The organism is Paenibacillus sp. SAFN-117 (genome assembly GCF_051966115.1).
Lineage (GTDB): Bacteria > Bacillota > Bacilli > Paenibacillales > NBRC-103111 > Paenibacillus_L > Paenibacillus_L residui.
The window spans coordinates 1-11,209 of record NZ_JBQCLK010000033.1 but is presented as its reverse complement, the minus strand read 5'-3'; the positions used below and the strand labels follow the sequence as shown (position 1 = coordinate 11,209).

Below are 11,209 nucleotides of genomic sequence, written 5' to 3'. Positions count from 1 at the left end.
AGGCGAGTGTCGCGGCGAATTGAAGTATAATGGATGAAATTGGAAGCGGAGCATTTAAAAACATTGGTTATGCAAATCTAAACTGGGTTGTCCAAGGATGTTTGGTTTGATGAATTGAACAAGGTGGGATTACTAGAAGCAGTGGGGACAGACCCGAGATTTAGGAAAATGGGGTTAGCTAGCTCCGTTTGCAAGCTAGCTCTTAATGCACTGAGTGAAAAAGGGGCAAAAACTGCAATTGTCGTTTGTACTTCCCCAAGTGCATTAGCGCTTTACAAGTCGATTGGCTTTGAACAATATGCACTAACAAAATCATTTCATCGTCATAAAAATACAAATTAGAATTGATCTCTAATTAAAAATGGGTCCTTACAAGATCAAGACAAGGCACTGGAGTTTTATTCAAGAACGATACATGCGGCAACCTGATTCAGATCGTGCAGAAGTAATGTTAACCCTGTTCTCAGTTGAAGGACGACAAAAACATGTATTGATAAAACCCGTATAGTTGCGGCAATCAAACGATATATGTTCTTGTCAAAACCGCATTTAATCGTTAGCCCAAACCCCCAAATCATAAAAATTTGGGGGTTGTATTTTTGTGCGGTTTATCGAATGTTAATCAATTCGATATGAAATTTTAATATCTTTCCGGCTAGCTTTTAAGATCTTGTATTTATTCGCTGTCATCACCTATGCAACCATCGGATCTCATCCGTTAAAATAAAGATTTAGAACTCAATCTCAAAGCTTACGAAGTGAATGTTCGAAATCAACCTGTTCAATGCTCGGCGAAGGAGTTTGAAGTTCTCCGAATATGTCGGTTGATTCGACGAAAGGAAGCATCACAACCTCTCAAAAATGCCATCACAAGTTCGCAACAATTTGGTGTTAGCATAGTTTTAAAACACGATATAGGAGGATTAAATCAATGAGCTACAGATTATCTTTGAAAAAGAAGCAATTGTTGATTACGATTCATGTCATTTCGATTATAAGTTGGTTCGGCGGCGTTTTTTGTATGTTTATGCTCGGGTTGTACATGCTGAACTCAGAAAATGGTGAACAGCTTTATTACACTCTTGAAAACATGCATTTGGTCGATGTCATCTTGATTCGCTATACCGCGCTTGTCGCCTTATTATCAGGTCTCGCGCTGTCACTCTGGACAAACTGGGGATTATTTAAGTACTACTGGATTGTAGCCAAATTCATCTTGACGATAATTTTAATTTTATTCGGGATCGCATATTTGAGCCCATGGTTATCGCAGCTCCTTCGCGAAGCGGACCTGGGAAGGTCTCTGGCCCTGACTAATGCAGCATTTCTCGATAAAAGCTATTCCCTTCTCGGAGGCGCTATCGCAAACATCATCGCGCTTACTTTTATGACGGCGATCTCTTATTTCAAACCATTCGGCAAAATCAACCCAAAGCTTAACAAATCCAAATCATTGCGCGAAAGGGGGGTATGAATTGTTCCACATTTTTTCCACTATGATTTTGACATTGCGGAATCCAACTTGTTTGGACCATGCTGCGACAGGGATGATCTTACACTTGATGTACGACAACATCACTCCTTCTTATAAAGTAGGAACGAGATCTGGGAATTTGCCGGAATAATAATGAGTTGCAGGGATGCGGTACACGTAATTGACTACTTCCACTTATACATCCTTCACCAGAAGAATAAAAAACGAGCCGGATTTCCTAAGTGTTCGGAAATTCCGGCTTTTTTGATCAAATCTTCACTTAGCGTACATATTCCGCGTTTTGTTGGCGGGACCCCCAAACGTCTGATCTAGCGGCAGGGAAGAGCCCATGGCAATTTTATCATCATAAACGATTGATGGCCGCTTCCATCGTTTTATCAGTGAGCTGTGCATACAGCTCCGTTGTGTCCGTGCTTGCGTGACCTAGTTGCCGCTGCGTTTTATAAATATCATTCTTTAAATAATAGCTTGTCGCAAACGAGTGCCGGAGCTTATGTACCGTGAGCATCGGCTTGCCGAATGCAGCAGCATATTTGCTCACCATTTGTTGAATGGCGCGTTTTGACATACGTTTGGCTTGCGAGGCACCTCTAGGAATGGCCAAAAACAATGCTTTTTCCGTTCGATCATGAGGGTAAACGATAGAACGCATTTGCAAATATTGCACCAGAGCTTCTTTACCGGTTTCCGTAAAAAATATGCTCTGTTTGATGCCCGGATCCTTGCTGCCTTTACGGTAAATGTGCGCTACTTTTTTCGTTACATCGATGTCATCGATATCCAGGTTTACAACCTCGGAAACGCGCATACCAGAGGCTAAAATGAGGGTGACAATTGCTGTGTCCCGAACTCTGTTCATTTGATAATAATGGAGCGCTTGCGGGTTGTCGGAGATTTGAGTAATGCAATCACGCGCAATGAATGCACAGAAGTCATGAATCTCCGTATCGTCTTCAAGAATCTTGCCGTGCAACCGGCTTGCCATCAGTTTCGCATTGGTGAGCCGTTGTGTTTTTAGTTTTGCCATGACATTTCGCTTTAAAAGGGGATAGTGGTCGTCATCCTCGGCAATCTGGCTTAAATAATGGAACAATGACTTGAGGGAAGCGACTTTCCGCTCACGTGTCACCTTGCTGTTCTGGTTTCGAAGCTGCAGATGAAGCTTGTATGTGTCGATATTTTGCAAATTTAGCTGTTCGAGATCGAATAGGGTGATCTGATCCATAGAAAGGGCAGAGGAGAGGCCTTCCTGAATCATCCAGTGAAAGAACATTTCGAAATCCCGTGTATATTCCAAAAGGGTGGAAGGGGAGAGATCAGCAAGCTTGTGCTGGATATATTGCTCGACATACCAGGGAAACAGGGGGAGCCGCCGCTCCAATAAATGTAAGTCTTGAGCCTTGATAACATTCATAGCAATACACCTCCAATATATAGTTAACCACATTAATTATTGTAACGGGAACATTAGTTCCTGTAAAGTGTTGATTATTAATATCATTAACTATATACACAAAAAACGTATTTTGTGCGTAAGATGGTCAATAGATCGCTGCCCGGTTTAGGGCAGCGATCTATTAGGCGTAAGCAGCGCAGCAATTGCTCCAGATCGAAGTGCGTGTAAATGAAATGGACTTCGTTGCGAGAGACTGGTGAAGGGAATAGCGATGCTGCGGCAAACCCGCTTAATCAGTTCCCATTTAAATATGCGGTGAAGGCCCCGCGGGATCGATCGCGTGGCCGTACCGGTTTACAAATACCGGTTCTTTAGGGTGCAACGCGGCCTCATCAAGCAAAGTACGATATCGCTCAATGAGTGGAATGACGATTTCATGGAGGGGCAGCAGCCGTTCTTTTTTTGCCTTTTCCGTACGCCAGCAGCGTGCCGGCTGCTGGATCGATTTGCTCCCAAGTCAAATCCACAGGCTCTTGCCTGTTATTGGTACGTCTCACATTCTTCAATTAGTTTACATAATATACATTATCGGACTCAATAGTTTTATTTCTTTTATTTGTCTGGTCTACCATTTTCTTCATCTATCCAAAATTTCAATTTCTATGTCTTGCGCCGTGATGGTCAATTCCCCTAAAGGACTTTCCAATAAAACATGAAGCTCAAATCCTGTATTTGCTAAATAAACTTCATCATATATCCAAGAACTACCTACGAATACTTCCGATATGTTCAACGAATCGATATCGACACCTTTAAATGTTAATCTAATGTCAGTGTAATAATGAAATGCTCCGCTGCAATCTAAAACCATACTAAAAGTGTCCTTATTAGGGATTTCAAAGGATAATACTCTAGCATCATGTAAAGACTTCTCATACAATTGAACGACATTCTTAGGAAGCCTACCTTGTATTGATAAAAAGCGGCTCCGATACTCGCTATATTGACTCCTATTATGTTCGTCGTATTCCTTTTTCCATTGTTCCGCCATTGCTCTAAGCTCTGGTGAAGGAAATTGACTTCTAATGGTTCCGTCATGTATATAAGGGTGAAATGACTCTGGAAGAAATTCTAATAAATCACGCTTATAATGCTCTAAATCCCTCCTGCATTCCTCTTCAAAATTTCTTCCCTCTGCTTCGTACCAAGCTACATCATTATCCCAATCCTCTTTCGTCTCATGAAAGGTCAAAAAGCCAGCAACTTGCATTTTTCTGTGCCATTTCTTGGTAAAAATGTTTCTCATTTTTACTCACCGCCTATTAATTTCGGAATTAGTATACATTAACATTACCATATAAAACCAGCTAAATAACTTATTTTTATCCCAATCAAATAATGACTTCAGGTTTATAAATACGAGAAGCAGACTACAACTGTAGCCTGCTCGCGATCAAATTTATTCCGAAAATAATAAACAAGCAATCTGATCACACTCTTCGGCGAACCAAACATTTCCTTCGGCACAAACCGCAATGCCATGAGGCTCTGCATTCTTTGTCGGTATTTCATACTCCGTAATAACTCCTTCTGTAGTAATTCGACCGATTTGATTTGCGCCCCATTCTGTGAACCAGAGATCCCCTTTCTTCCCGGAAACGATGGCATGAGGACGAGCGCCAGGCGTAGGTATAGTATATTCCTTCATCTCACCTGATGTCGTAATTCTTCCAACTTTATTGCCGGTAATCTGAACAAACCATAGCGCACCGTCAGGTCCGCTTGTAATGCCGACTGGGCCAGAGTTAGGAGTTGGAATTGGGTATTCCTTAACTTCACCTTCTGTAGTTATTCGACCGATTTTATTATATTGATTCTGTGTAAACCATAATGCTCCATCCGCCCCCTGAATAATAAAGGAAGGAAAGGCTTTTGGATTCGGTAAGTCAAACTCCGTTATTTCCCCGGATTTTGTTATCCTCCCGATTCTGCCGCTGTTCATTTCTGTAAACCATATTGCGCCATCAGGACCTTCCGTAATGCCATAAGGCGAAGAGTTCGCCGAAGGAAGCTCATATTCTGCAAAAAGACCGTTCATCGACATTCTCCCGATCTTATTTGCTTTATATTCCGTAAACCACAAGTCTCCAGATTGATCCGAAACGATAGTCATAGCACCGGCATCCGGTGTTGGGATTGGAAATGACTTCATTTCACCCTTGCCTGTTATTCGTCCGATTCGATTCCCTTTTTGTTCCGTATACCATAGTGCTCCATCTTTTCCGGTAGTTATCCCATACGGTCCCGCATCTGATCCGGCGATTGCATATTCGCGTATCGTGCCTTTCATTAGATTTATCCCCTTTCAAATCATTATCTAATCCAAAATTAGCCACAAAAAAACCTCCCTTTCCGGTTAACGGATAGGAGGCATACATACAAACAATAAGACGTTCTGCTATACAAAAAAAGCAGTCGCACTCTATGTTAATATATAAAAGCCCGCACTTCCCCTATCCCGAAAACCTGAAAAGTAGATTTTCTTTAGCGGATAGGATTAGTAGATCATCGGCTTCTGGTCACCCTTTCATTACTGAATAAACTAAATTTACCATACTCCGCACATGGAATCAACTTATTAGTGCCTGTTTGTGTCATTGAACAATTCATATTGGCCGCTATTGTGTTAGTTCCACCCCCGTTCGTATTGTTTGGGAGCCTCCAGATCATATCCTAATTCATCTGCCGCAGCCTTGGCCCAGTATGGATTTCTTAATAAGGACCTGCCAATGAACACGAGATCAGCCCGCTCATTTTGTAATATCTCCTCCGCCTGGATGCCGCTGGTGATTAAGCCGACCGCCCCGGTGGCAATCGCTGATTTAGTTCTAATTACTTCGCTGTACTTCACCTGATAACCGGGGTAGGTTTTAACATGTGCCGGTACAACTGCGCCTGAGCTGCAATCAATTAAGTCTACCCCTTGTTCTTTCATGCGGGATGCAAAAAAGATGAAGTCCTCCTCTGTATTTCCTTGTTCATGATATTCATTGGCTGAGATGCGTACGAAAAGAGGACCATCCCATTCCATTTTTACTGCCTCGATAATTTTACTCAGGAAATGGTAGCGGTTCTCTCTGCTGCCTCCATATTCATCCGCGCGTTTATTGGTGAGCGGCGATAAAAATTGATTGACTAAATAACCGTGGGCGGCATGGATTTCGATAATATCAAAATCGGCTTCTTTCGCACGTCTGGCTCCGTTTCTAAAAGCTTCAATCGCCGTTTTGATATCCTCAGCGCTCATCTCGACGGGTTTGCTTGACGTCTCATTAAACGGCAGCGCCGATGGTGCATAAATGGGAGTGTTCAATTCTGCTTTTCTTCCGGCATGTGCGAGTTGAATCCCCGATTTCGCTCCGTAACTATGAAATTCCTTATTGAGCTGTTTTAAGCCGGGAACATGCTCCTCATCCCATATCCCTAAATCCTGTTCCGAGATTCGCCCTTCAGGTCGGACTGCTGTTGCTTCTACCATGACTAGTCCGACTTGACCAACAGCACGGGAAATATAATGGGATAAATGAAAAGGTGTAATCATCCCGTTCTTATCCAATGATGAATACATGCACATTGGAGACATAACGATACGATTTTTCAGTGTAACCCCTTTAAAATCTATGGATGAAAAAAGCTTAGACATGGATAGCCTCCTGTTTCAGATTGTCTTTATCATTAGGTATACTTCTTCTTTTGGCTTAATTCCTGCTTATGCTTCCCCAATCTTGCTTTGTTAAACCAATTATGGTCTAACGAGGCTTCTTTACCTAAAGTAAACACATCGGCTTCCATATATTTCTTTACAGAATGATTCGGATCGTTGTATATTTTCCTTATGTAAATAATTTCCTGACAAAGGAGCTGTATCGGATTGAATAAAGATGTTGATGTAACCTCTTTTATCGAAAACCTCAGTCAACCATGGCAAGTTGAGGTATCCAACCGGCTCCGTGAATTGGTTCATGAAACCATTCCGGCGGTCGAAGAACGTATCCAGTACAAGAAACCGCATTTTCTTAAGAACGGACATTACGCCGCGGTGATTTCCCCTTCCAAAGACGCTATTGCGTTCATGATTATGAATGCTGCCGAGCTGGAAGTACCGAAAGAATTTGAAGGACCGCCTGAACGGAAATGGTTGAAAATCCGTGAAGGCGACTCGCCGGACTACGGTCTTTTAAGTCAATTGCTCGAAAAGGCTTCCAGTTCGCTCTAATGAGCTGAATCGACCTTGTTCTACCTATGCTGCAGCGGGGCCTCGATTTAGATCAACTTGCCGAGTACCTCGCCAACCAGAAATAACTTTATACTAATAAAAGCACCAGAGAGAGTGCGGTATCAACCGTATTTTCCAGGTGCTTTTTTTACTGCACTTTATGCTGTTTCGGTATCCTAGTTGTTCAAAAATGTAAGGTCCCTAGAACAATCTCATATAGCTTCTTGTAATCCCAACCTCTTCGAAGCCATGTTTTATATACAGATTCCGCGCTACTTCGTTATTAAGTGCTGTGTCTAAATGAATCTGATCGTAGCCTTTACCTCTATAATGATCAATAATATGAGTAAGCAATGCTGATCCTTTCCCTTGGCCCCTAAATTCGCTATGAACCCCTATCCACTTTAAATAAATAATATTCTTAGTTTCACCGCCAGTTAGATCCTCTAACAGGATTACTGTTGCTGTCCCTACGGGCTCCCCATCAACCAATGCATTGATTTGTTCCAACTCATTCACTCTTTGGATCTCCAATTTCATAGCAGGATCAGGACTGGTTCTCAACACATCGCTGAATATAAAATATCTATTTTCATGCTCAATTTGAAATCCGTTTTTAAGCAAGAAATCTCCGATATGGTTCTGTGTAGGACAAAACAATTTTCCGTGCCCTGCAGTATTCGGCATTCCTAATGCGTGGTAGAAAGCATAGTAATCATCAAATTGGCGCAAAAATGACTCCGTCCTTCTAAACAACTGCACCCCAATATCTTCACGAGTCTCAAGAAATACAAAATGTCTTATTACCCCCACCTGAGGATCTTCTATCCGCTGTCCGACTCTGTTATATATAAATGTTGGGATCCCGAATTGAATATAGCCCGCCACTTTATTGTTTTCGTCAATAGCAGTAAATCCGTCCAAAAACTTAAACATTCCATCATGATTATAGAAGTAATAATTCCAGGTTCCTTGTTCTGTTTCAAAGCAATAGGGTACCTTCTTATTAACTTCTTTCCAGTGTTGGTAAAGGGCGCTTTCGTTGCACAGTCCAATAGGTATTATTTTCATAGCTTTCCTTCCCCTCCCTTCGATGCTAATTGATCGGAGAATCTTCGTTCACGATGAAGGCATGACGATTTGCTCAAAATGGAGTCCAATATCTCTGCTAACAGGGTTTGGGTTTATTACACCCGCTTTTTATACGCCCTCATCGCAAAAAAATACGCTACGAGCAAAATCCCAACACACCACGCAAGAGAGACCCATATTTCATGGCCCACCGGCTGACCTGACAGTAGCGAACGGATGGCTTCCACGATCGAGGTTACCGGCTGGTTTTCGGCAAAGGCGCGAACGACCGGCGGCATCGACTCCGTCGGCACAAAGGCCGAGCTGATGAACGGCAGGAAGATCAGCGGATAGGAAAATGCGCCCGCCCCTTCGACCGATTTTCCGGACAATCCGGCAATTGCCGCGACCCAAGTCAAAGCCAGCGTAAACAGCACGAGAATACCGGTTACGGCGAGCCATGGCAGAATCCCTACGGACGAGCGAAAACCCATGATGAGCGCTACGAGAATGATGACCACAAGGGAAATCACATTAGATACCAGCGAGGTCAGTACATGCCCCCACAGCACGGCGGAACGCGCAATCGGCATGGAGTGGAACCGCTCAATGATGCCCCGCTGCTTATCCATAAACAGGCGGTAAGCCGTATAGGATATCCCGCTTGCAATCGCAATCAGCAGAATGCCGGGCAACAAGTAGTTCACATAGTTATCCGTACCGGTTTGGATTGCGCCGCCAAACACATAGACAAACAGCAGCATCATCGCGATCGGGGTGATACAGACCGTGATGATGGTGTCCATGCTGCGGAAAATATGACGCATGGAACGTCCAAGCATAACGCTCATGTCGCTGAAAAAGTATTTAGTCATGATTTTTTCCCCTCCTTATTACCGATGATTGCGAGGAAAATCTCTTCCAAGGTAGGTTGTTTTTCCACATACTCCACCTTTGCGGGCGGGAACAGCTTTTTCAGTTCCTTAAGCGTGCCGTTGGTTATAATCCGACCCTCATGCAAAATGGCAATTCGATCGGCAAGCTGTTCGGCCTCATCCAAGTACTGAGTGGTTAGAAATATCGTCGTGCCGCCGTCGGCAAGCTCCTTGACGGTCTTCCAAACCTCGATGCGAGCCTCGGGGTCAAGCCCTGTGGTCGGCTCGTCGAGGAAAATGATCTGCTGATTACCCACCAGGCTTAGGGCGATGTCGAGCCTGCGGCGCATACCGCCCGAATAGGTAGAGGCCTTGCGGTCCGCAGCTTCTGTCAGGCCGAAGCGTTCAAGCATGTAATCCGCAACCTGGCGCGGATTATTGAGGTGCCGCAGTTTGGCGATCATGATCACATTTTCCCGTCCGGTCAATATCTCGTCCACGGCGGCAAATTGTCCCGTCAAACTGATTGATTGTCGTACTTGGTCGGGCTTTGACGCGACGTCAAAGCCGTTTACGGCGGCGGTGCCTCCGTCCGGTTTGAGCAGCGTGGTGAGGATTCTGACCATCGTCGTCTTGCCCGCCCCGTTCGAGCCAAGCAGGGCGAAAATCTCACCTCGCTTCACTTCAAGATCGACACCCTTTAGGACATCTGTGGCCTTGAAACATTTTCGCAGACCTTTGACTTCAATTGCTTTTTCCATCCGGACATCCCTCTTTTACTTTGTTTTATCCGTAACCTTTTGTATGGCCTTGTTAACTTCCTGCTCGACAGATTCTTGATAATTATCAGCGTAAGTTTTGGAATCTTTGATTAGATCGTCGCAGAATGCCGCTACGTCACGCCCCGTCACTTCGAGCACGTCTTTTCCCACGGCAGCGCCCTCTTCAAAAAGATCGACAATCCCCGAGAGCACTTCGGTTAGCTCAACAGGGCCGACCTTAAAGAGATATTTTTGGATCTCTTTATAAACGATCTGATAATCTCGCGGGAGCGCTTTGACACGCGCCACATGCGCCCGCCACTCTTTTTTTCCTTCGATGATATCTCGTATTCTCATGTTATCCTCCACTCCTACTTGCCTAATTTTTTTGCGATATTATGATTGAGTTGCTCGCGCCACTTGTCGCGAAAAGACTTTGCCCCTTCTTCGCCGGCCAGCGCCGAACAGAAACCTTGGATATCGTCACCTAACACCTCTTGGACACGCTGACCGTCCGCCGCCGTTTCTTCAAGGAGGCCAAGCACACCGTCAAGAATTGGCATAAGGTTGCGACCGGAAAAATCGGAGCGCGGCCAAAGGCATGCATTAATTTGTTTCCATGCCGCCTGATAATCAGCCGGCAGCTTTGAGGCTCGCGATTCAAAACTTTTCATTTTCTTGGTCATGTCGCTGCCGGTGATTTTTTCCCAAAAATTCATTATTCTTTCTCCTTTAACTCGTTTATTTTTGATGATACGAACTCCCATTTGTCCCAGAACCTCCGCAGTTCTTCGCGCCCCGCGTCGTTGATCGCAAAAAACTTTCGCGGCGGTCCCATGTCGGAGGGTTTCTTGGTGATCGTCACCAACTTGTTTTTTTCAAGACGGACCAGGATGGTGTATACCGTTCCCTCCACAACATCTTTAAAGCCGAGGGCGTTCAGCCGCCGTGTGATTTCGTACCCGTAGGTTTCTTGGCGGCTTATAATTTCAAGGACGCAGCCCTCAAGCACTCCTTTGAGCATTTCCGTAAGATTTTCCAAGACAATCGCTCCTTGCTATTCTGTGTGACTAGTATGAAGTGTTACTTACTACCGCTATAAAGTAACACATAGTAGTTTGTTTTGTCAATGGCGTTTGCACGAACAATTGACGGGTTATTATACCTTATCTCAAGTTCAAATCAGTGTATTAATGCTTCCAAAAGCAGCAAAAAGCTCCCCCTAATGCCTACGGAAGAGGAGCTTAAACGTTACTATCTCAACTTTCGCAGCTTAAATTCGGCAGATAGGCCTTGATGTAGCTGGGTAAACCAGCAAACCATTGTTGGAGTTGC

At 44.1% G+C, this 11,209-nt stretch carries 13 protein-coding genes; 3 read left to right on the top strand and 10 right to left on the bottom strand.

What is annotated here, in order from left to right:
* Positions 1-123: 123 nt before the first annotated feature.
* On the top strand, positions 124-342 hold the full coding sequence (locus ACTHRH_RS19560; RefSeq protein WP_440417264.1) for a GNAT family N-acetyltransferase: 219 nt from the start codon (positions 124-126) through the stop codon (positions 340-342).
* A 589-nt stretch (positions 343-931) separates the two neighbouring features.
* A complete protein-coding gene (locus ACTHRH_RS19555; RefSeq protein ID WP_440417183.1) occupies positions 932-1,474 on the top strand; it encodes a CopD family protein in 543 nt (180 codons plus the stop codon).
* Between the two features lie 364 nt (positions 1,475-1,838).
* Here ACTHRH_RS19555 and xerS read toward each other — a convergent pair whose 3' ends face one another.
* The 4 genes from xerS to namA form a co-directional block, all read right to left on the bottom strand.
* Positions 1,839-2,909, bottom strand: a complete 1,071-nt coding sequence (gene xerS / locus ACTHRH_RS19550; protein WP_440417181.1) for a tyrosine recombinase XerS — start codon at positions 2,907-2,909, stop codon at positions 1,839-1,841.
* 619 nt (positions 2,910-3,528) lie between these two features.
* Entirely contained in the window at positions 3,529-4,197 is a 669-nt protein-coding gene (locus ACTHRH_RS19545; RefSeq protein ID WP_379290642.1) for a DUF4085 family protein, read from the bottom strand.
* Between the two features lie 153 nt (positions 4,198-4,350).
* A complete protein-coding gene (locus ACTHRH_RS19540; RefSeq protein WP_379290644.1) occupies positions 4,351-5,241 on the bottom strand; it encodes a Vgb family protein in 891 nt (296 codons plus the stop codon).
* 336 nt (positions 5,242-5,577) lie between these two features.
* Entirely contained in the window at positions 5,578-6,594 is a 1,017-nt protein-coding gene (namA, locus tag ACTHRH_RS19535; RefSeq protein WP_440417178.1) for an NADPH dehydrogenase NamA, read from the bottom strand.
* Positions 6,595-6,822: 228 nt separating this feature from the next.
* Here namA and ACTHRH_RS19530 point away from each other — a divergent pair, with 228 nt between their 5' ends.
* Positions 6,823-7,167, top strand: a complete 345-nt coding sequence (locus tag ACTHRH_RS19530) for a DUF1801 domain-containing protein (protein ID WP_379290648.1) — start codon at positions 6,823-6,825, stop codon at positions 7,165-7,167.
* A 201-nt stretch (positions 7,168-7,368) separates the two neighbouring features.
* Here the strand turns inward: ACTHRH_RS19530 and ACTHRH_RS19525 are convergent, their stop codons facing one another.
* From ACTHRH_RS19525 to ACTHRH_RS19500, 6 genes are all read right to left on the bottom strand, one after another.
* Complete coding sequence (locus tag ACTHRH_RS19525; protein ID WP_440417175.1) at positions 7,369-8,238, bottom strand: GNAT family N-acetyltransferase; 870 nt, start codon at positions 8,236-8,238, stop codon at positions 7,369-7,371.
* A gap of 116 nt (positions 8,239-8,354) precedes the next feature.
* Complete coding sequence (locus tag ACTHRH_RS19520; protein WP_440417173.1) at positions 8,355-9,113, bottom strand: ABC transporter permease; 759 nt, start codon at positions 9,111-9,113, stop codon at positions 8,355-8,357.
* A complete protein-coding gene (locus tag ACTHRH_RS19515; protein WP_440417171.1) occupies positions 9,110-9,874 on the bottom strand; it encodes an ABC transporter ATP-binding protein in 765 nt (254 codons plus the stop codon). The genes ACTHRH_RS19520 and ACTHRH_RS19515 overlap by 4 nt, the downstream gene beginning before the upstream one ends.
* A gap of 15 nt (positions 9,875-9,889) precedes the next feature.
* Entirely contained in the window at positions 9,890-10,231 is a 342-nt protein-coding gene (locus ACTHRH_RS19510) for a DUF1048 domain-containing protein (RefSeq protein WP_440417169.1), read from the bottom strand.
* 14 nt (positions 10,232-10,245) lie between these two features.
* On the bottom strand, positions 10,246-10,593 hold the full coding sequence (locus ACTHRH_RS19505; protein ID WP_379290656.1) for a DUF1048 domain-containing protein: 348 nt from the start codon (positions 10,591-10,593) through the stop codon (positions 10,246-10,248).
* Positions 10,593-10,898: a PadR family transcriptional regulator gene (locus ACTHRH_RS19500; RefSeq protein WP_440417262.1), complete on the bottom strand. Its 306-nt coding sequence runs from the start codon at positions 10,896-10,898 to the stop codon at positions 10,593-10,595. Before ACTHRH_RS19500 ends, ACTHRH_RS19505 begins: the two co-directional genes overlap by 1 nt.
* Positions 10,899-11,209: the final 311 nt, after the last annotated feature.

Excerpts from the sequence above, each read along its gene's own strand:
- ACTHRH_RS19540 (WP_379290644.1), bottom strand. The coding sequence starts at position 5,241 with ATGAAAGGCACGATACGCGAATATGCAATCGCCGGATCAGATGCGGGA.
- ACTHRH_RS19555 (WP_440417183.1), top strand. The coding sequence starts at position 932 with ATGAGCTACAGATTATCTTTGAAAAAGAAGCAATTGTTGATTACGATT.
- ACTHRH_RS19500 (WP_440417262.1), bottom strand. The coding sequence starts at position 10,898 with ATGCTCAAAGGAGTGCTTGAGGGCTGCGTCCTTGAAATTATAAGCCGC.
- ACTHRH_RS19545 (WP_379290642.1), bottom strand. The coding sequence starts at position 4,197 with ATGAGAAACATTTTTACCAAGAAATGGCACAGAAAAATGCAAGTTGCT.
- ACTHRH_RS19525 (WP_440417175.1), bottom strand. The coding sequence starts at position 8,238 with ATGAAAATAATACCTATTGGACTGTGCAACGAAAGCGCCCTTTACCAA.
- ACTHRH_RS19515 (WP_440417171.1), bottom strand. The coding sequence starts at position 9,874 with ATGGAAAAAGCAATTGAAGTCAAAGGTCTGCGAAAATGTTTCAAGGCC.
- ACTHRH_RS19510 (WP_440417169.1), bottom strand. The coding sequence starts at position 10,231 with ATGAGAATACGAGATATCATCGAAGGAAAAAAAGAGTGGCGGGCGCAT.
- namA (WP_440417178.1), bottom strand. The coding sequence starts at position 6,594 with ATGTCTAAGCTTTTTTCATCCATAGATTTTAAAGGGGTTACACTGAAA.
- xerS (WP_440417181.1), bottom strand. The coding sequence starts at position 2,909 with ATGAATGTTATCAAGGCTCAAGACTTACATTTATTGGAGCGGCGGCTC.
- ACTHRH_RS19520 (WP_440417173.1), bottom strand. The coding sequence starts at position 9,113 with ATGACTAAATACTTTTTCAGCGACATGAGCGTTATGCTTGGACGTTCC.
- ACTHRH_RS19505 (WP_379290656.1), bottom strand. The coding sequence starts at position 10,593 with ATGAATTTTTGGGAAAAAATCACCGGCAGCGACATGACCAAGAAAATG.